General features: G+C 46.9%; 18 protein-coding genes and 1 pseudogene. 15 read left to right on the forward strand and 4 right to left on the reverse strand.

Annotated features, from left to right (window positions below):
• The first annotated feature begins 112 nt into the window (after positions 1-112).
• Genes hrcA through dnaJ form a run of 3 tightly spaced genes read left to right on the forward strand, consistent with a single transcriptional unit; the run spans position 113 to position 2,855 of the window.
• Positions 113-1,147, forward strand: coding sequence for a heat-inducible transcriptional repressor HrcA (gene hrcA, locus OXG10_00440; GenBank protein MCY3825842.1), 1,035 nt, complete (start codon positions 113-115; stop codon positions 1,145-1,147).
• On the forward strand, positions 1,144-1,749 hold the full coding sequence (gene grpE, locus OXG10_00445; protein ID MCY3825843.1) for a nucleotide exchange factor GrpE: 606 nt from the start codon (positions 1,144-1,146) through the stop codon (positions 1,747-1,749). The genes hrcA and grpE overlap by 4 nt, the downstream gene beginning before the upstream one ends.
• Positions 1,750-1,772: 23 nt before the next feature.
• Positions 1,773-2,855 (forward strand): molecular chaperone DnaJ, encoded by a 1,083-nt coding sequence (dnaJ, locus tag OXG10_00450; GenBank protein MCY3825844.1) that lies wholly within the window; start codon positions 1,773-1,775, stop codon positions 2,853-2,855.
• Positions 2,856-2,912: 57 nt separating this feature from the next.
• Here the strand turns inward: dnaJ and OXG10_00455 are convergent, their stop codons facing one another.
• The 4 genes from OXG10_00455 to thrC all read right to left on the reverse strand — a co-directional run bounded on the left by OXG10_00455 (position 2,913) and on the right by thrC (position 5,330).
• Positions 2,913-3,377 carry a PIN domain-containing protein gene (locus tag OXG10_00455; protein MCY3825845.1) on the reverse strand — a complete coding sequence of 155 codons (465 nt, stop codon included), beginning with the start codon at positions 3,375-3,377 and terminating at the stop codon, positions 2,913-2,915.
• Positions 3,355-3,597, reverse strand: coding sequence for a hypothetical protein (locus OXG10_00460; protein MCY3825846.1), 243 nt, complete (start codon positions 3,595-3,597; stop codon positions 3,355-3,357). Before OXG10_00460 ends, OXG10_00455 begins: the two co-directional genes overlap by 23 nt.
• A gap of 149 nt (positions 3,598-3,746) precedes the next feature.
• A complete protein-coding gene (locus tag OXG10_00465) occupies positions 3,747-4,019 on the reverse strand; it encodes a MoaD/ThiS family protein (protein MCY3825847.1) in 273 nt (90 codons plus the stop codon).
• Positions 4,020-4,094: 75 nt separating this feature from the next.
• The gene (gene thrC / locus OXG10_00470) at positions 4,095-5,330 is read right to left on the reverse strand and encodes a threonine synthase (GenBank protein ID MCY3825848.1); all 1,236 of its coding nucleotides are present in this window, start codon (positions 5,328-5,330) and stop codon (positions 4,095-4,097) included.
• A 185-nt stretch (positions 5,331-5,515) separates the two neighbouring features.
• Here thrC and OXG10_00475 point away from each other — a divergent pair, with 185 nt between their 5' ends.
• From OXG10_00475 to pckA, 12 genes and pseudogenes are all read left to right on the forward strand, one after another.
• On the forward strand, positions 5,516-6,307 hold the full coding sequence (locus OXG10_00475; GenBank protein ID MCY3825849.1) for an MBL fold metallo-hydrolase: 792 nt from the start codon (positions 5,516-5,518) through the stop codon (positions 6,305-6,307).
• Positions 6,308-6,394: 87 nt separating this feature from the next.
• The gene (gene metH / locus OXG10_00480) at positions 6,395-10,135 is read left to right on the forward strand and encodes a methionine synthase (protein MCY3825850.1); all 3,741 of its coding nucleotides are present in this window, start codon (positions 6,395-6,397) and stop codon (positions 10,133-10,135) included.
• A 97-nt stretch (positions 10,136-10,232) separates the two neighbouring features.
• Positions 10,233-10,523, forward strand: coding sequence for an integration host factor subunit beta (locus tag OXG10_00485; protein ID MCY3825851.1), 291 nt, complete (start codon positions 10,233-10,235; stop codon positions 10,521-10,523).
• Positions 10,524-10,573: 50 nt separating this feature from the next.
• Complete coding sequence (gene def, locus OXG10_00490; protein MCY3825852.1) at positions 10,574-11,089, forward strand: peptide deformylase; 516 nt, start codon at positions 10,574-10,576, stop codon at positions 11,087-11,089.
• Positions 11,090-11,127: 38 nt separating this feature from the next.
• Positions 11,128-12,267 carry a pyridoxal phosphate-dependent aminotransferase gene (locus OXG10_00495; protein ID MCY3825853.1) on the forward strand — a complete coding sequence of 380 codons (1,140 nt, stop codon included), beginning with the start codon at positions 11,128-11,130 and terminating at the stop codon, positions 12,265-12,267.
• Positions 12,268-12,364: 97 nt separating this feature from the next.
• Positions 12,365-13,159, forward strand: a complete 795-nt coding sequence (tpiA, locus tag OXG10_00500) for a triose-phosphate isomerase (GenBank protein ID MCY3825854.1) — start codon at positions 12,365-12,367, stop codon at positions 13,157-13,159.
• A gap of 3 nt (positions 13,160-13,162) precedes the next feature.
• Complete coding sequence (secG, locus tag OXG10_00505; protein MCY3825855.1) at positions 13,163-13,501, forward strand: preprotein translocase subunit SecG; 339 nt, start codon at positions 13,163-13,165, stop codon at positions 13,499-13,501.
• 106 nt (positions 13,502-13,607) lie between these two features.
• Positions 13,608-13,835: pseudogene (locus tag OXG10_00510) on the forward strand (ferredoxin family protein).
• Between the two features lie 235 nt (positions 13,836-14,070).
• Positions 14,071-14,721: an endonuclease III gene (nth, locus tag OXG10_00515; protein ID MCY3825856.1), complete on the forward strand. Its 651-nt coding sequence runs from the start codon at positions 14,071-14,073 to the stop codon at positions 14,719-14,721.
• Positions 14,722-15,209: 488 nt separating this feature from the next.
• Complete coding sequence (locus tag OXG10_00520) at positions 15,210-16,112, forward strand: alpha/beta hydrolase (protein MCY3825857.1); 903 nt, start codon at positions 15,210-15,212, stop codon at positions 16,110-16,112.
• A gap of 7 nt (positions 16,113-16,119) precedes the next feature.
• Positions 16,120-17,022 (forward strand): alpha/beta hydrolase, encoded by a 903-nt coding sequence (locus OXG10_00525; protein MCY3825858.1) that lies wholly within the window; start codon positions 16,120-16,122, stop codon positions 17,020-17,022.
• 191 nt (positions 17,023-17,213) lie between these two features.
• Entirely contained in the window at positions 17,214-18,773 is a 1,560-nt protein-coding gene (pckA, locus tag OXG10_00530; GenBank protein MCY3825859.1) for a phosphoenolpyruvate carboxykinase (ATP), read from the forward strand.
• Positions 18,774-18,778: the final 5 nt, after the last annotated feature.

Below are 18,778 nucleotides of genomic sequence, written 5' to 3' on the forward strand. Positions count from 1 at the left end.
CACATAAAACTGCCTTCAATCTTCCAAATCCACTTCAAAGAGTGAAAAAGCCGTGAGTTTACTCTTAACTCCGTTGACAATATAGGAGGCGGAAATTATATTTCAAAAATATATGACACAGCCAATCTCTCCAAGAAATGAGGCTTTTCTGGGTTTTGTAGTGGACCACTTTATTGAGACAGGGAGTCCTATAGGTTCTTCGACTCTCATATCGAAATATAATATAAAATGGTCCCCGGCCACCGTTCGCCAAGAGCTTAATTCGCTCATGGAAGCGGGTTTTCTCGCCCAAAGTCATGTTTCTTCCGGCAGATTTCCCACGGAGAAAGGAATAAATTATTACGTAGAGAACATTCTCAACGTGGAGAACTCACAGGATTTCGGTCTGCAGTTCCTTGAGAATAAATATGAAGGGATTGACGGCACTCTTGATCACGTGATAAGTGCTGCAAGTTCGATACTTTCCGACTTTACTAAGCTTGCGGGTCTTGCGATGCTTCCCCAGAGGAACACTCTCAGAGTTAAATCCACGAAGCTTATTAAGATGGGAGAGAGGGAATGCCTTATCTTTCTGGTATTTGAAGGCGGGCTTACGGAAAAAACCTACATCAGGCTTGCCAAGCCCATTAAGGATTCCCAGGTCGAGAGGATAGGGGGTTACCTCAATCGCCTCATTCTGGGCCTGACGATCGAGCAGGTGCGCAAAGTGGTGCTTGAGAAAATAAAGAGAACCACGACCGAATACAATGAAATCCTCGAAAAGGTGCTCAGGATAAGCAGCGAGCTTTTCGAGAAGGAAAGAAAAGCGGGGATATTCATAGAGGGAAAGGTTTCGGTTATCGAATCTTTGAATTTCGGAGATTCCAGTCTCTATAGAACCATAATAGAGATACTCGAGGATCAGGAGCTTCTTTCCAATTTTCTGAAGTCGGTTATAAAAGATGGCCACTCAAAAGTCTTTATAGGTTCAGAAAAAGGAATGCCCCGCGGTTTCAGCCTCGTGGCGGCACCTTATTACAAGGGAAACAGCTACGGGAGCTTAGGTGTGTTCGGTCCCACGCGAATGAACTATTCAAAAATCATCCCGCTTGTGAACTACACGGCAAAAATGGTTACAAAGAGGGTTAACGGAGAAATTACGGAATGAGTGAGAACACAGCAGCAGGCATTGAAAAGAACAAGAAAAACGGTGCGGAAGACTCAGAAGAGCCTGGAATCTCCGGTGCTGAGGTGCGGGAGGAAGAAACCGAAGAAGATACTTCCGCCGAGCTTGAAGCCCTGAGGGAGAAATATCTGAGACTTTCAGCGGATTTTGATAACTATAAAAAAAGGCTCGCGAGGGAAAAGCAGGAAATACTTGATTTCGGAAACATGCACAAGTTGAAGGAACTGCTTTTCGTTCTCGATAATATTGAAAGAGCCATCGAACTTTCTGAAGAATCACATGGCGAAAAAACGGACTTCGTAGCTTTTCTTGACGGAATAAAGCTTGTTCATGCGCAATTTCTTGCGGGTCTTGAAAACTTCGGCGTTACTGGAATAGATTCGGGCGAGGGAACTGTTTTCGACCCCAGTTACCACGAAGCCGTTTACAAGGAGCACTCGGAAACTTACGAAAGCGGGACTATAATCTCGGAGGTTCAGAAAGGTTACCTTCTAAACGGAAGATTGCTTCGACCCTCGATGGTATCGGTGTCCCAAGGTCCGGAGAAAACCCCTGAAAAAGATTCTGAAGAAGAAGCTGACTAAAACTCCCGTCTCCCAACTCCCAAATGGCTAAGGATTACTACGAAATACTAGGCGTTGAAAGAAACGCTTCCCCTGAAGACATAAAGAGTTCCTACAAGGACCTTGCCTTCAGGTATCACCCTGACCGCAATCCCGGGGACAAGGATGCCGAAGAGAAGTTCAAGGAAATAAACGAGGCCTACCAAGTGCTTAACGATAGGGAAAAAAGGGCCCGTTATGACAGTTTTGGCCATATGTCGGGTGATGGAATGGGCGGTTTCTCCGGATTCGGAGACCTTTTTGGTGATCTCTTCGACGATGTTTTCACTGGAGGTATGGGCAGGAGGGGCAGGGTCCGGCAAGGGGAGAGTCTTCGATATGATCTTGAAGTGGATTTTGACGAAGCTGCGTTCGGAACACAGAAAGAAATAAAGGTCAGGAAAAGAAAACTCTGTGATGACTGCTCGGGTTCCGGGGCCGCAGTCGGGGGAGAATCGATTTGTGACCGTTGCGGAGGCAGGGGGTCGGTTGCTTTCTCCCAGGGTCCGTTTTCAATAAGTCAGGGATGTCCTTCGTGCGGGGGAAGCGGGAAGGTTATAACGAATCCCTGCGTGAGCTGCAGGGGGTCCGGGCTTTCGTACACCGAAAAGATGGTACAGGTCAACATACCCGCCGGAATCTCCAGTGGAATGAGGCTTGTGATAAGGGGAGAGGGGGAACCCGGGGCACGAGGAGGTCCTCCGGGAGATCTCTACATACAGGTAATGGTGCGAGAACACCCTATTTTCACGCGGGAGGGAAATGACATCGTATGTGAGTTTCCTGTAAGTTTCACCCAGGCATCTCTTGGAGACGAGGTGGAAGTCCCGATTCTAAAGGGCACTACCAAAATGAAAATTCCGGCCGGAACCCAGCCGGGGCAGGCTTTCAGGCTTAGAGGAAAAGGACTCGTGGATGTGGAATCCGGGAGCCTTGGCGATCAGTATGTCGTGGTAAAAGTGATAATACCTCAAAAGCTTACCAAAAAACAAAAAGAGATTTTAATGGAGTTTGCCGGAAGCTACAAGAAAGAAAAAGAACCTTTGATCGAAAAATACTTCAATAAAATAAGAGACTTAATTCACTAAACTGAAATATTATTTCATGTTCTAAAGTTTTTTACGGAACCCTTCCAAGAAAGGTGGTCACTTCTCCAGGGCTTTCAATATTTCTACCGGGGCCTGATCTGGAGACATGAAGGGATTAATTACCCGGAGACTGCCGAGGACCTGTCCATGCTGAAGGTCTTCTGTAAGTAGTACCATGCACTCGCAAGCTTGTGCGGAGGCGACGATGAGGGCGTCCCACCAGGAAAGAGAATAACGTTGTTGAAGGAGCCAGGATCTTTCAAGAATAGAGAGGTCAGCAGCTAAAGGTTGCCATACTGCGAGTTCGCGGACGATCTCCTGCGCTTCCGACGGATCAAACTGCGGTTCCAGCTTGCGTGTAAGTGTTGCGTAAAGCTCCTGCAAGACCTGAAAACTTATTCGCGCCCATCGGCCACGCGCAAGAAAAGTGATCCAGTCATCGGCACGAAGCTGTTTGACCGGGTCTGAGATGTCCTGTTGGTAAATGAGAATATTGGTGTCAACGAAAACTGGAACGCTCATGCAATTTTTCCCTCGACGGCTTCCGTCCGTCGACCCATTTCAGCTTTCGAGGTTCTCTGGACAGAAAACGCTCCATAGCGACTTCGTACTCGTCTTCCCGGTTTTTCATCCCTTCCAGAAGTTCGGCGACCCATTTGGAGACGCTACGCCCGTTTTTGGCGGCCTGAACCCTCAGCCAGAGTGCTATATCTTCCCGTAGGGTGATAGTAATATTCTTCATGACACGAATATACTAAAACACGAAAATCGTGTCAAGCTGGCTTGCTGTTAAAACCAGCCGTTTCAGAACCTGGAGTACTGTGTGTACCTGGGTCGCACTGGACTCTGACGTAATATCTCAGAACCCGGATGCAGAATATTTCAGGAAATCTACCCTCCGGCTATCGCCGGAATGATTGATACGACGTCTCCGTCTTTAAGCTTCGTTTCTACTCCTTCAAGAAACCTTATATCTTCATCATTAACGTAGAGATTTATAAACCTTCTCACGTTTCCGCTCTCATCGCAGAGCCTGTTCTTTATTCCCGGACACTCACTCTCAAGTTCCTCTATTAGCGCGGATACCGTGGATGCTTCTATGTCAAGCTCGTCCCTGTCTTCTGAGAGCTTTCTAAGAGGGGTTGGAATTCTTACCGATACCATGTTTTTCTCCCGTTTCTTCCTAGGTTTATCCGAAATTCTGCTTCTAACCGGATACTATGACTATAACACGTAACGCTAGAGTTTTTTACTGTTGTATAGCTCTTCGAAGTCCTCGAGGGAAGGTCTTATCACCACGGGCTTTCCAAGAGTTCCCTCGACGGCATCCTGGGTCTTAAGACCGTTTCCCGTTATCGATACCACGATGGGCTCGTCGCGAGGGATTTTTTCTTGCTCTATAAGCTTTTTCGTTACTCCAAGCGTTACTCCACCGGCGGTTTCGGTGTAAATGCCTTCGGTTCTTGCAAGAAGTTTTATCGCGTCCACTATTTCGGCATCGCTTACGTCTTCAGCCGCTCCGCCGCTTTCCCTTATTATGTTCATCGCATAGTAACCGTCGGCCGGAGTACCAATAGCAAGGGATTTCGCTATAGTATCCGGTTTTACGGGCTTGAACATCTCCCAGTCGTTCTTAAACGCGGTCGATATGGGTGAACATCCCGTTGCCTGAGCGCCGTATATTTTTGAACCCTCAGGCTCAACGATCCCGAGCAACTCAAACTCCTTTATGGCTTTCCAGACCTTGGTGAGAAGAGAACCGCTTGCCATAGGGACCACTATGTGCTTTGGGGCTTTCCATCCGAGCTGCTCCATCACCTCGAACGCGTATGACTTGGAACCTTCGGAGTAGTAAGGCCTCATGTTTATGTTCACAAAGGCCCAGTTGTATTTGCTGGCAATTTCGCTGCAGAGCTTGTTTACCTCGTCGTAACCGCCTTTTACACCTATGAGATTCGCTCCATAGACTATGGTGTTGAGTATTTTCGACTGTTCAAGGTCATAGGGAATAAGTATGATGCTTTTCAGATTCCCGGAAGCGGAAATCGCTGATACGGAGTTTGCCAGGTTTCCCGTGGATGCGCAGCCGGTCGTATCGAATCCGAACTCTCTTGCTTTTGAGAGCGCTACGGATACAACCCTGTCCTTAAAAGAGAGGGTGGGGTAACAGACCGCGTCGTTTTTCACGTAGATCTCCGAAACCCCGAGCTCTTTTGCAAGGTTTTTTGCCCGCACAAGCGGAGTATATCCCACCTGGGTTCCGAGGGAGGGTTCTGAGTCAATCGGAAGAAGCTCCTTGTATCTCCATATGTTCTGCGGACGGGAAGCTATTTTTTCTCTTGAAATATGTTTTTTTATCTCGTCGTAGTTGTACACGGCTTCCAGAGGACCGAAACACGTCTCACAAACATACTTCGGTTCCTTGGGATAAAAATCACTGCATTCCTTGCATTTGAGAGATTCTACGAAACCCATGGTGTCTCCAAAAAATCAATTGGGAGTAAAAATTACCTTAACGGCTTTTGATGTCAAAGAAATTCTGCGACTCGCACTGCAGGTTTTAGAGAAGTTTTTGCTCATATTTCCTGTAGCGGGCAACCCCGGTTTTTTTATTCGCAATAAGGCTTTCAGGTACACTTTCACGCAAAAAGGAGACCCCGATGAACGTAATTAGCGAGGACGGATTCTCAATACATGGCTTCAAAGTCGGTGATAGCGACAGCAACTACAATTATCTGGTGGCGTGCGAGGAAACCGGGCAATGCGTGGTAATAGACCCTCTTGATCCGATCACTCTTCTTGAAATCATAAGAAAGAGAGATTACAAGGTTAAATACGTCCTGAATACCCACGCGCACCCAGACCACATTCACGGAAACAACCCCATAATAAAGGTTTTTCTCTCCTCGAAGATACTTATTCATCCGACGGCCCTTGACTATGTCGCTCCAAGAAGCGAAGGCATAGAGGAAGGAGACGAGATAGGTTTCGGAAAGCAGCGACTCCAGGTGATTCATACCCCGGGACACTGCCCGGAACATGTCTCCTTTGTAGTCGGGAACAATATTTTTCTGGGCGATACGGTATTTGTTTCAGGGTGTGGAAACGTGAAGTTCAGGGGGAAAGTCGAAGACCTATACGAAACCTTTGCCTTTAAGCTCTCCGGTCTTCCCGACAGCCTCAGGATGTTCTGCGGTCACGACTACGCAGAGACTAACCTCAGATTCGCCCTTGAACTTGCACCGGAGAACAAAGCCGCGCAGAAAAAGCTCAAGGAAATCCCCGAGGACAAGTTTCCCCGTTCAACTCTGGGGGAGGAGAGAACTTATAATCCTTTTATGAGAACGAGTGATCCGCGTATTCTGGACTCGCTCAGGGAAAAGGATCCGTCTTTGGGAAGTGATCCGATGGCGATTTTCATAAAGTTAAGAGAACTCAGGAACATATGGTAGACTCCGTATTCTTCCTTGTTCCCGTAAACCGGTGTTTGCGGTAAGGGAAAAGGGGAATATAAGGTCTCTCGACAAGGCTAGGGAGTAATGAATACGGAATATAAGGACATAAAAATCTCCGCGCGACTCGAGGCTCTTTCGAAAAAGAAGATAGTTTTCCTCGACGGCGCCATGGGCACGATGATCCAAAGGCACGACCTCGAAGAAGAGGACTTCAGGGGAGATCTGTTCTCTGATCATCCTGTGGATCTAAAGGGGAATAACGACCTGCTTTCCCTCACTAGACCCGATGTTATATATGAAATCCACAGAGAATACTTTAAGGCCGGCTGCGACATAGTTGAGACCAACACTTTTAGCTCAACCTCAATAGCTCAGGCCGATTACGGCCTTGAGAGGTGGGTGAGAGCCCTTAATGTCGAGTCGGCGAAACTCGCAAAGAAGGCAGCTTCTGACTTTATGGAGAAAAACCCTGGGAGGGCTTGCTTTGTTGCCGGAGCGCTGGGTCCGACCAATAAGACAGCGTCAATGTCCCCTGACGTCAATGATCCTTCGTACAGGGCGGTTTCTTTTGACGAACTGGTTGAGGCTTACCGCGAGCAGACGGAAGCCCTTGTCGAGGGAGGGGTGGATATACTTCTGCCTGAGACCACTTTTGACACCCTGAATTTGAAAGCGGCCATATACGCTATTGAGAGCTTTTTCGATTCGCGTGGAGGAGAAAGGATTCCGGTCATGATCTCCGTTACCATAACGGATCGATCCGGGCGCACTCTTTCGGGACAGACTGTGGAGGCTTTCTGGAACTCCGTTCGCCACGCAAAACCTTTCAGCGTCGGTATAAACTGCGCGTTGGGAGCTGAGGAAATGCGTCCTTACATAGAGGAGCTCTCACAAATAGCCGACTGCCGCATAAGCTGCTATCCGAATGCCGGACTTCCCAACCCGCTGAGCGAGACGGGGTACGACGAAACGCCGGAGATCACCTCTACTCTTCTTCTGGACTTTGCGGAAAGCGGTTTTGTCAACATAGTGGGCGGATGCTGCGGCACCACTCCCGAGCACATAGAAATGGTGGTTGAAAAACTAATAGATGTCACGCCAAGAGAAATCCCGGTTCGCAAAGACGTAACCAGGCTAAGCGGCCTTGAACCCCTCACCATAACCTCTGATCCCGATGGACCTTTCATAATGGTTGGGGAGAGGAGCAATGTTACGGGTTCTCCAAAGTTCGCAAGACTCATAAAGGAAGAAGACTATGAAGGAGCTGTTTCAATAGCCCTTCAACAGGTGGAGAACGGGGCAAACATAATAGACGTTAATTTCGATGAAGGGCTTCTTGACTCTGAAGCCTGCATGAAGCGTTTCCTCAACCTTATCGCTTCGGAACCCGAGGTGACCAAGGTTCCAGTGATGATAGACAGCTCCAAGTGGTCCGTTATTGAGCAGGGACTTAAATGTATTCAGGGCAAGTGCATCGTGAATTCCATAAGTCTTAAGGAAGGCGAGGAAGTGTTCTGTGAACAGGCAAAAGCGGCAATGCGCTACGGCGCTTCAGTCGTGGTAATGGCTTTTGACGAAGAAGGCCAGGCGGCCTCGAAAGAGGACAAAGTGGAAATCTGCAAAAGGGCCTACCGCATATTAACTGAAAAAGTAGGCATGGACCCCTGCGACATAATCTTTGACCCGAACATACTTACTGTCGGAACCGGGATCGAAGAACACAATTCCTACGCCGTGAATTTCATCGAGGCCGTCAGGGAGATAAAAAAGTCCTGTCCCAAAGCGCTCACAAGCGGCGGAGTAAGCAACATATCCTTCTCCTTCAGGGGAAACAACGTAGTGCGTGAAGCTATGCACAGTGCGTTTCTTTACCACGCCGTAAAAGCCGGGCTTGACATGGGAATAGTAAACGCTGGAATGCTGACTGTTTACGACGACATTGAACCCGAACTTCTCGAAAAAGTGGAAGACGTACTTCTTAACCGTCGCCCCGACGCCACGGAGCGGCTTGTTGAATACGCAAAACATTTTGAGGGGGTAAAGTCCGGGAGCGCGGAGAAGGATACCAAGCAATGGAGAGAGCTCGGGGTTGAAAAACGTCTTGAGCACTCCCTTGTAAACGGCATAGCGGACTTCATCGAGGATGACACGGAAGAAGCAAGGGTTAAGTACGGGGCCCCGCTTGATGTTATCGAGGGGCCTCTTATGGATGGCATGAAAGTGGTCGGAGATCTTTTCGGCGACGGCAAAATGTTCCTTCCCCAAGTGGTGAAAAGCGCCAGAGTCATGAAAAGAGCCGTTGCGCACCTTCAGCCTTTTATGGAAGAGGAAAAAAAAGGAAGCGGGGGAGGCAAGGGGAAATTCGTTATAGCGACGGTAAAGGGAGACGTCCACGATATAGGAAAAAACATAGTGTCTGTGGTTCTTGGCTGTAACAACTACGAAGTGATAGACCTCGGGGTAATGGTTCCCTGCGAGAAAATACTCAACGTTGCAAAAGAGCATCGCGCGGATTTCATAGGATTAAGCGGACTGATTACACCTTCTCTTGACGAAATGGTGTATAACGCGAAAGAGATGGAACGGGAAGGGTTTTCCATACCCCTTCTTATTGGCGGGGCGACCACAAGCAGGGCTCATACCGCGATAAAAATAGCTCCGGGATACAGCGGCATAGTCGATCACGTAGCTGATGCTTCGCTCGTGGTAGGTGCCTGCAACGAGATGCTGGATCCGGAAAAAGCCCAGCTTTACATGGAGAAACTGAAAAAAAGCAACTTGGAGCAGAAGCGGCGTTTTGAGAAAGCCCGCAGCCAGACGGAATATGCTTCCATAGAAGAGGCCAGGGAAAAGGCGTTCCCGACCGACTGGGATAATATTGCGATAGAGTGCCCCGGGCGGCTTGGAGTTTTTGTCTTCGACAGCATCTCTCTTGAAGAAGTCGCCGGTTACATCGACTGGTCTCCTTTTTTCTGGGCGTGGGAGCTTAAAGGGGTTTTCCCGAAAATACTTGAGCACCCCGAAAGAGGAAGTCAGGCGAAAAAACTATACCAGGACGGTCAGACGCTCCTTAAGCGGATAATCTTGGAGAAAGTTTTCACCCCCCGCGCTGTTGTCGGAATCTTCCGCGCAAACAGCACGGGAGACGACGTTGAAATCTACGGAGAGGAAAAACGTTGCTGTAATCATCATAGTAACGCAGAGGAAAAACGGCTTCTGGCCGTATTCCATTTCTTAAGGCAGCAGGAGATGCGTTCTAAAGAGGGTCACTATTACTGTCTTTCAGATTTTATAGCGCCGAGTGTCTCGCGCAGAGAAGATTACATGGGGGGATTTGTGGTGACTGCAGGGGAGGGGGTTGAGCAGTTCTCCGAGGATTTTAAGCGAAAAGGGGATGATTACAATTCGATTATGACAAGCGTGCTGGGGGACAGGATAGCCGAAGCTCTTGCCGAGATGATTCATAAAAAAGTAAGGGATCTCTGGGGATACGGAAAAGATGAAAAGCTCAGTTCCGAAGACCTGATAAATGAAAAATACAGAGGCATAAGGCCTGCTCCCGGCTACCCTTCATGTCCGGACCACACGGAAAAAAAGATTCTCTGGAATCTTCTCGAGGCGGAGAAACACACGGGTGTATCGCTTACTGAGAGCTTCGCTATGACTCCGCCAAGTTCGGTTTCAGGGTTCTACATGGCCCATCCCGAATCGAGATATTTCTTTCTTGGTAAAATACTCAAAGACCAGGTTCTGGATTACGCGAAAAGAAAAAGAATCGCTCTTGAAGAAGCGGAGAAGTGGCTCCGACCGAATCTCGGGTACTGAGGATTTTCCTCGCAAAATCGAGGGCTTACTTGACAAACGGCTTTAAAATATCTAGAGTGAGAAATCAGGTCCTAACCTTACTGATTTTCAAAACGTCATGAAAAAATCGGATATTGAAAAGGAGCTTTCGCGGAGATTCGACCTTAATTCCGTAGAATCCAGAAAGGTTCTGGACGCCATAATTAACGCCATGACCGAGATGCTTCGCGATGGGGAAAGAATAGAGATAAGACATTTCGGAAGTTTCTTTACAAAAAATTACGAGCCTTATGAGGGAAGAAATCCCAGAACAGGCGAAAAAATATACATCGGCGAAAAAACCCTTCCACTGTTTAGGGTAAGTAGCTGGCTTGCCCCGAAACTTACGGAAAAAAACAGTGATGAATGACAGACCGCGGCGTAGGTCTGCTAACAACCCTTCTTTTATAAGCGTCGCAGATGCCTTTGCTTGATATCCTTGTTTATCCCGCCCCTGAGTTAAAGAGAAAATCCCTGCCCGTGGAGGAGCTAGGTGAGGACCTTGAACGTCTTTTGGATGATATGACGGAGACGCTCCGCGATGCGGATGGCGTCGGACTTGCGGCTCCACAGGTCGGCAGGAATATCCGGGCCCTGGTGGTTGATGTACCTTTGCCTGAAAGTGAAGAAAGGGAGTTCTACGAGCTTATAAATCCCGAGATTGTCTCCTCTCGAGGGTTCCAGGTGGGAGAGGAAGGTTGTCTCAGCGTGCCCGGATTTTTTGCGGATATAAGAAGAAAAAACCACGTTCGTGTATCCGCCCTCAATAGAAAAGGGGAGCGTTTTACGGTTGATGCGGAAGGAATGTTGTCAAGGGTGCTTCAGCATGAAATTGACCATCTTGATGGTATATTGTTTTTTGACAGGCTAAGACGACTTAAAAGAGATCTTCTTGTAAAACGGATCAACCAGCGGTTCGTCTCCGCACAGGATTAATTTTTTGTTTTGCTTGATTCCAAAAGCGATTTCACGACATGATTTCAGATTTGGTTAAAAACATAGAACCTTTCTACGTAATGGACATCCTCGAGAGGGCAAAGCGCCTTGAGGATGAAGGTCGAGACGTGATACATTTCGAGGTTGGAGAACCTGATTTCAATACTCCCGATGAAATATGTTCTACTGCCGTGAAATGGATAGAAAAGGGTTACACCAAGTACACAAGCAGTCTTGGGATTGATGAGCTCCGCCAGAGCGTCGCGGAGGATTACAGCCGTACTTATGGAATAGAGGTGGGGTATGAAAGGGTAATAATAACTATAGGCAGTTCCCCGGCGCTCTTGCTGGCAATGTTGACAGTTCTTAACCCCGGGGATGAAATATTGATAACGGACCCGCATTACGCGTGTTATCCGCAGATAATAAGCGTTGCGAGAGGAGTCGCAAAGAAAATACCTGTTTACGAAAGGGACGGTTACCAGGTTGACCCTGGGGAAATCAGAAAGAATATCGGCAAAAAGACAAAAGCTATTCTGGTAAATTCTCCCGCGAATCCCACCGGGGCGGTTATGGACAGAGAAGTTCTCCGGGAACTGTCCGAGATGGGTCTTTTTGTGATTTCAGATGAAATCTACCACGGTCTTGTCTATGGCGCGCGCGTTAACTCCATTCTGGAATTCACTGACAACGCCATAGCAATAAACGGCTTCGCTAAATTCTACTCCATGACAGGTTGGCGTCTTGGTTACATGATAGTTCCAAAAGATCTTGTAAGGTACGTGCAGAAGCTTCAGCAGAATCTCTTTATTTCCGCCGGATCGTTTGTTCAGAAAGCAGGAGTCGCCGCTATTGAGGAAGTGAAGAGGGGTGGGGGAAGCGAGGCAATGGTGACTGAGTTTGACAGAAGAAGGAAGGAGATGATAGAAGGGCTTTCCTCGGTTGGGTTTGATATTTCGGTTGAACCCAAGGGGGCGTTCTACGTTTTCGTGAATTCCTCTCGATGGAGCCGAGATTCCTGGAGCCTCGCATTTGATATTCTTGAGAACTGCCACGTGGGTATAACTCCCGGAATAGATTTCAGCGACAGGGGAAGGGATTATCTCAGGTTTTCCTACACGACGTCGGTTGACTCCATACGGGAGGGAATAAGGAGGCTGGGTGAATTTCTGGGTTAAGTACTTTCTGGAGAGAAAAAAGCTTGCATTACTTGTGATCGGGAAGTAGCTTTCTCGCTTTTTCTGGATAAGACGAATTTTCGTCATGGGATATTAAATGGATAAAAAGCTTGTCGTTGGAAACTGGAAAATGAATTTGCTTCGGGAGGAAGCACTGGAGTTATCCGATGCAATAGTCAGCCTGCTTGGAGAAGACTACGATGCATGCGAGGTAGTGCTCGTGCCCCCCTATACGGTTCTCGGCGCGGTAGGGAGACGCATCTCGGGTTCAAACATAGACCTTGGGGCCCAAAACGTTTTCGGCAGGATAAGCGGGGCATTCACTGGTGAGATTTCCGCGCCGATGCTTTTGGACGCCGGATGCAATTGGGTTATTGTTGGCCATTCGGAGAGAAGGCATATCCTTGGGGAAACTGATGAACAAATCCGTGAAAAACTCCTGCTATCAATCTCCTGCGGTTTGAAAATAATCCTCTGCGTGGGAGAAACCGAAGTCCAGAGAGAAGAAGCAATACGCGGAAGTAAAGACATTTCGACGAGAAAAGAACGGCTTTTCTCGCCGACAAAGATCCAGATAGAAAGTGCTCTGCATGATCTGGATGAGGAGCGGCTTTCAGATATCGTCATAGCATACGAGCCGGTCTGGGCCATAGGAACGGGGAAAAATGCCACTTCTTCGGAAATAGCTGAGATTCACGGATATATACGGGAACTCTTAACCGAAATGTTCCCCCGTTTAGGCGATAGTGTGAAAATTTTATATGGCGGAAGCGTCAAAACGGGTAATATAGAAAAGATAATGTCTGTTGATGAAGTTGACGGGGTTTTGATTGGAGGAGCGAGTCTTTCAGCTGACTCTTTTTTTAGAATAATAAAGTCCGTGGGGGGTTAGAAATTGGAGTTCTTAATACCGTCGGTGAAAATTATTCATATTGTTGTCAGCATCCTTCTTGTACTGATCATACTGCTTCAGCCGAGCAAGTCCGCGGACATAGGTTCAATGTTTGGAGGCGGAAGTTCGGAGTCGCTCTTTGGTTCGAGCGGTGCAATGCCTTTTCTTGTGAAGATGACCAGGCTCTTTGGGCTCATATTCGTAATTACCTCGCTTTTTCTCGGTTACACTTCCGTAAAATCAATATCGGGTTCGGTGGTGGAGAAATCGCCGATTGAAATGTTTGAAGAAAACTCTCCGCCTGTTGAAGAACCTTTGGAACCTTCTCAGGAAGGAGAATGAATATAAAGTGTCAGTTATCCGGATGCCTTTTATTTGAAAGTGCTTTAGTTAGTATAGAAATGATAAGTTAGTAAAGTAGTAACGTGCCAATTCGGAGGGTTCAAAGATGGCATACATAATTGCCGAACCATGTATCGGAGTGAAGGACAAGGCTTGTGTTGAAGCGTGCCCGGTCGATTGCATATATGAGGGAGATGATCAGCTGATCATACATCCTGATGAATGTATAGATTGCGGAGCGTGCGTAGACCCCTGTCCGGTGGATGCCATATTTCACGAAGATGAATTGCCCGAGAAATGGCAGAAGTTCATTGACATAAACAAAGACTTTTTCGAGGGCAAAGAAGGCCTTGAACCGGCCAGAAATGACTAAAATTCAATAAGAACGGACTTTAAAGAAAAAAGGGGGACTTGAGAGTTTCATTTCCCCCTTTTTTTACGTCTTCGAGAAAACACTTTTATGCGGACAAGACGGCAGTGTGGAAAAAGCTAGAAAGAGGCTCCCTTACACTTCAGGCTGCATCAGCTTGTAGCTTAAAAAGTTTCACGTATATATTTTGCTGTTCAAGATGAATGCCCAAAATGTAAAAAAGAAAGCACGAAAGGTTCTTCAATTTCTGAAGAAAACCTATCCGGACGCAAAATGTCATCTAGTTTTTAAAAGCGCATCGGAGCTTCTGATCGGGTCTATTCTCTCCGCCCAGTGTACGGATAAACGAGTAAATATGATAACCCCGGGACTTTTCAAGAAGTACCCGGACCTAGGAGCATTTTCTTGTGCGTCAGAGGAAGAACTCCAAAACGATGTAAGATCAACGGGTTTTTACAGAAATAAGGCAAAAGCGATAATAAACTGTTCGACAGAGATAATGCAAAAACACGAGGGGAAAGTCCCTTGTGAGATGGAAGAGCTAGTCAAACTTCCAGGAGTCGGAAGGAAAACGGCAAATGTTATAATTGGCAATTATTTCAGAAAACCCGGAATAATAGTTGATACCCATATAATGAGGTTAAGCCGCCGACTTGGTCTTACCTCGAATTCCGACCCCGTTAAGATTGAATTTGATCTTAGAGAGTGCATTCCGGAAAAAGACTGGACATTTTTTTCAAATTCCCTGGGTGATCACGGGAGAAATGTCTGCAAGGCTAGAAAGCCCGTATGTTCAAAGTGCGGAATATCCCACGTATGCCTGTATTTCGAGGAGCTTTACGCATCGTGAGAGCTGTTAGCGTTAAAGAGGTTTTTGGAAAGCGCTTTGTGCGCAAAACCGCCGGATATTTCCACCCGGTTTTTAAAATAATTACGGAACGCAGGGGGAGAAAAAACATATGAAGTCCGGCACTGATTATTCTGGGTTTTTTCCTTTCGGATGGTTAAGAGACTTCCAAGGGGATAACTGGCAGATTTTCTGGAGTAAGAAAACGGGGCATCTTTTTCTCAAAGCCACTGCGAAAAATACGCTCGTAAAAATTGGAGAGGCTCCGGACTGGACGGAGGCGAAGAAGAAAGCCGATTTTCTAATGCGGAACCCTGATTCAGTCACAATAGAAACTGCGGATTGCTGAATTTACCGATTTCAGGCAAACGATTCAGGAGATCTCTGAATTCTAAGGCTCTTATCAATCATCAGAGTTCATTGCTACCGCTATTGACTTGCCCGCGGGAGTTTTATAATATCAGTACTTCTTAAAAAAACCGTGTCCAATCATGAAATATGTAGAGCAGGAACTGATTTCCGTACCGGTCGGGAAAGGAAAGGTTAACGCCCTCTACTACAGAGCGCTTAATAACGACTCCGAAAAAAGAAAGACTATAATTATCCATGTTCACGGGTTTTTGGGGAACTTTCTTGACGGAAGCCAGAGATTCTTACCGCCGATCCTCGCCAAGGCAGGCTATTCGTCTATTGCAATAAATACCAGACTGGCCAATTTCGGGCTTTTCTTCGGCTTTGGAATAGTGGACGACACTATTTCGCAGATAGACGGTGTAGTGAGATATTTGGGAAAAATCGGTTACGAGAAAATCATTGTTTCCGGTTACAGCCTGGGTGGAGGAGTGATTCTCAGGTATCTCTCCGTAAAAAGCCGCCAACAGGATTCCGACGAGTCGGAGCTGCTAAAGGGTGTGATTGCCCTCGCTACTCCTTATTCTATCCCGGACTCGATAAGAAGAAGATGGAACAAGTGGGAAAGCCAGCCTTCCTACGATGAGGTATACGAGGAAGCGAAGATGATACTTGGCGATAATCCCCATGATTCAAAGCAGGATAGAACGATTCTTATTTTCAGGGCCAGAGGAAGCTCCTACCGGCCGGAGCATACCGAAATATATACTTACAAGACGTGGTGGTTTCTCGCCGGTCCGGAGGCAGGTGCCGTAAAAAGCCACGAGCAGATAAAGAACATAAAACTGCCGATTCTTCTCATGCAGGGATGGAACGATGAGTTCGTAAAACCCGATGAGACCCATAATCTTGCGCAAATAGCCATAAATAACGGAAATGACGATGTTTCCGCATATTATCTCAATACCGGTCATACCCTCGACGGAAAGGAAGAGGAAATGGGCGATATTATAATAAGATGGCTTGACAGAAGATTCATCTGATTCTGCGATGGTAAACGAACAGAAGAGTCTCCTTACCTACAAGACTGAAGACGGATTCGAGGTGAATTCTCTCCTTGTCACCCCTGAGTTTGGGTCGGAAGAAGATCTTTACGAATCTCCCATAATCATAAACCTCTACGGAGTATTGGGGCATTTTCTCACGAGAGGGACCCCCGTTAGACTTCCCCCTCTTCTCAGGGAAAAGAATATAAGCACGCTTTCTGTAAATACCCGCATGGCGTTTATGGGCCAGATAATGGGCGAGGGAATTTTTCCTGACACGATTCATGAAATGAAAGAATCGGTGGATATTCTTCAGAAAGAAGGGTTTCGCAACATTTTCATGCTGGGCTACAGCCTGGGGGCTAACATGGCTGTCTACTATGCGTCCCAGACCGATTCTTTCGGGATAAAAGGGCTTATACTGGAAGGGTGTTCCTATTCTCTGCCGTATTCCCAGCAAAGAAGGCTTGAGAAAAACAGGAGTATTCCATCCTATGATGATATTTATCGCAAAGCCAGGGAGGTTCTGGGTCAAAATCCGGAGAAAAAGAAAAACGACCAGATATTTATCGTCTACAGAGCTTGGGGGAATTCTTTTAACCCGGTTGACGGGGAGATGTTTACTTACAGGACTTGGTGGTATATGAGGGGACCCCAGGCCTACTATGCAAAAACCTGTGAAATTATAGAAAATGTGAAGGTTCCCGTTCTCTTTATCCACGGAGCAGATGACGACATCGTTGATGTGTGGGAACCCAAGGAACTTAAGAACATAATGAATCAGTCGGGCAACGAAGATGTGACGCTACGCTATATACCGGGAGCGAAACACGACTGCGTAGAGAATCCCAAAGATTCGATAGATGCCATAACGAAGTGGATATCGGAAGTTAACGCGAAGATATAAATCGAACGAGTTCTCCATTTGGGTCTCGGGATTTTTGGAATTGAACCGGAATATAGAATTAAGTTTGTTTTTTTGTTCTTGAAAAAAGGGAAACTTTATATATCTTACAACTCCTTTAATAAGACAGTTGACTTTTTCCTAGATTTTTACCCATAAATCTGTAGGCAACTGGGAATTTGGAGGCGACGACCATGTCCGAGAATTTTTCAATCGAAAAGGAGCTTTCAGAAAAACACCAGCTTAAGAAACCTTCGGGAATATATTACAACCTTTCCGTTCCCAGGCTTTACGAAGAAGCGATCAAGAGAAACGAAGGACACGTTGGTGAGAGTGGAACTTTTGTAGGCTACACTTCTCCTCATACTGGAAGATCCCCCAAGGACAGATTTGTAGTAAAGGAGCCTTCCACGGAAAAAAATATAGACTGGGGAGCGGTAAACAAGCCCGTATCACCAGAGGTGTTTGATCACTTTTACGAGGAAGTGATGGATTATTTCAAAGGGAAGGACGTTTTCGTGAGAGACCTGCAGGTCTGCGCTCATCCCGACTACAGAACAAACGTGAGGGTGATTAATGAATTCGCCTGGCACAATCTTTTCGTAAATAATCTCTTCATACGACCCAGTGCTTCTGAGCTTCCGCATAAGGAAGTGGGTTTTACCGTCATTTCAGCCCCGGGTTTTAAGGCAGATGACCCGGAAAAATACGGTCTTAACAGCGAAACCTTCATATTTCTTAACCTGAGCCGAAAAATTGCCCTTATCGGTGGTACACGCTACGCGGGAGAGATGAAAAAATCCGTTTTTGCCGCCATGAATTTTCTTCTGCCGGAAAGAAATGTTTTTCCAATGCACTGTTCGGCGAACATCGGAAAGGACGGAAATGTGGCGCTTTTCTTCGGATTGTCGGGAACTGGCAAAACCACGCTTTCTGCTGATCCCGAAAGGGCGCTTATCGGAGATGACGAACATGGCTGGTTTGATGAAGGGGTTTTTAATTTCGAAGGTGGCTGTTATGCGAAGACCATAAAGCTTAGCCCGACTACAGAACCCGAGATTTATCAAGCAGCGCTTAATTTCGGCTCGGTTCTTGAGAACGTCGAACTCGATTTACAAATGGGGAAAATAGATTTTGACAGCGACAAATATACCGAGAACACCCGCGGGGCATACCAGATTGACATGCTCGAAAATATTGTTCCGGAAGGAATAGGCGGTATTCCCAAAAGTATTTTCATGCTTACCTATGATGCTTTCGGAGTCCTGCCCCCTATATCAAAGCTTGATTCCGACCAAGCCATGCGTTATTTCCTTCTGGGCTACACGGCGAAAGTTGCCGGCACCGAGAGGGGAGTGAGCAAACCTCAGGCGACTTTCAGCTCATGTTTCGGGTCTCCTTTTCTTCCAAGACCCCCGAAGTTCTACGGAGCGATGCTGAAAGAAAGAATGGAAAAACACAAAGTAAACGTATGGCTTCTAAATACCGGAATTTCCGGCGGGCCTTTCGGGGTCGGCAAGAGAATGCCTCTTCCCTCCACAAGAGCTCTTGTTACAGCAGCCGTAAGCGGTTTGCTTGACGACAGAGAGTTTGTCAAAGTCCCTATACTTGACCTCTCCGTGCCGGTTGATTGCCCTGGAGTTGATTCAACTCTTCTACAGCCTCGACTTTCATGGGATGATCCGGACGAATATGATCACAAGGCTCGTACTCTTTCGGAACTTTTCGAGAAAGAATACGAAAAGTATGTCTAGAGTTT

The organism is Candidatus Dadabacteria bacterium, from assembly GCA_026706695.1.
Classification (GTDB): domain Bacteria; phylum Desulfobacterota_D; class UBA1144; order Nemesobacterales; family Nemesobacteraceae; genus Nemesobacter.

What these genes read in the sequence shown, in the direction of transcription:
- hrcA (MCY3825842.1), top strand. Translation starts at nt 113, where the DNA reads ATGACACAGCCAATCTCTCCAAGAAATGAGGCTTTTCTGGGTTTTGTA.
- grpE (MCY3825843.1), top strand. Translation starts at nt 1,144, where the DNA reads ATGAGTGAGAACACAGCAGCAGGCATTGAAAAGAACAAGAAAAACGGT.
- dnaJ (MCY3825844.1), top strand. Translation starts at nt 1,773, where the DNA reads ATGGCTAAGGATTACTACGAAATACTAGGCGTTGAAAGAAACGCTTCC.
- OXG10_00455 (MCY3825845.1), bottom strand. Translation starts at nt 3,377, where the DNA reads ATGAGCGTTCCAGTTTTCGTTGACACCAATATTCTCATTTACCAACAG.
- OXG10_00460 (MCY3825846.1), bottom strand. Translation starts at nt 3,597, where the DNA reads ATGAAGAATATTACTATCACCCTACGGGAAGATATAGCACTCTGGCTG.
- OXG10_00465 (MCY3825847.1), bottom strand. Translation starts at nt 4,019, where the DNA reads ATGGTATCGGTAAGAATTCCAACCCCTCTTAGAAAGCTCTCAGAAGAC.
- thrC (MCY3825848.1), bottom strand. Translation starts at nt 5,330, where the DNA reads ATGGGTTTCGTAGAATCTCTCAAATGCAAGGAATGCAGTGATTTTTAT.
- OXG10_00475 (MCY3825849.1), top strand. Translation starts at nt 5,516, where the DNA reads ATGAACGTAATTAGCGAGGACGGATTCTCAATACATGGCTTCAAAGTC.
- metH (MCY3825850.1), top strand. Translation starts at nt 6,395, where the DNA reads ATGAATACGGAATATAAGGACATAAAAATCTCCGCGCGACTCGAGGCT.
- OXG10_00485 (MCY3825851.1), top strand. Translation starts at nt 10,233, where the DNA reads ATGAAAAAATCGGATATTGAAAAGGAGCTTTCGCGGAGATTCGACCTT.
- def (MCY3825852.1), top strand. Translation starts at nt 10,574, where the DNA reads ATGCCTTTGCTTGATATCCTTGTTTATCCCGCCCCTGAGTTAAAGAGA.
- OXG10_00495 (MCY3825853.1), top strand. Translation starts at nt 11,128, where the DNA reads ATGATTTCAGATTTGGTTAAAAACATAGAACCTTTCTACGTAATGGAC.
- tpiA (MCY3825854.1), top strand. Translation starts at nt 12,365, where the DNA reads ATGGATAAAAAGCTTGTCGTTGGAAACTGGAAAATGAATTTGCTTCGG.
- nth (MCY3825856.1), top strand. Translation starts at nt 14,071, where the DNA reads ATGAATGCCCAAAATGTAAAAAAGAAAGCACGAAAGGTTCTTCAATTT.
- OXG10_00520 (MCY3825857.1), top strand. Translation starts at nt 15,210, where the DNA reads ATGAAATATGTAGAGCAGGAACTGATTTCCGTACCGGTCGGGAAAGGA.
- OXG10_00525 (MCY3825858.1), top strand. Translation starts at nt 16,120, where the DNA reads ATGGTAAACGAACAGAAGAGTCTCCTTACCTACAAGACTGAAGACGGA.
- pckA (MCY3825859.1), top strand. Translation starts at nt 17,214, where the DNA reads ATGTCCGAGAATTTTTCAATCGAAAAGGAGCTTTCAGAAAAACACCAG.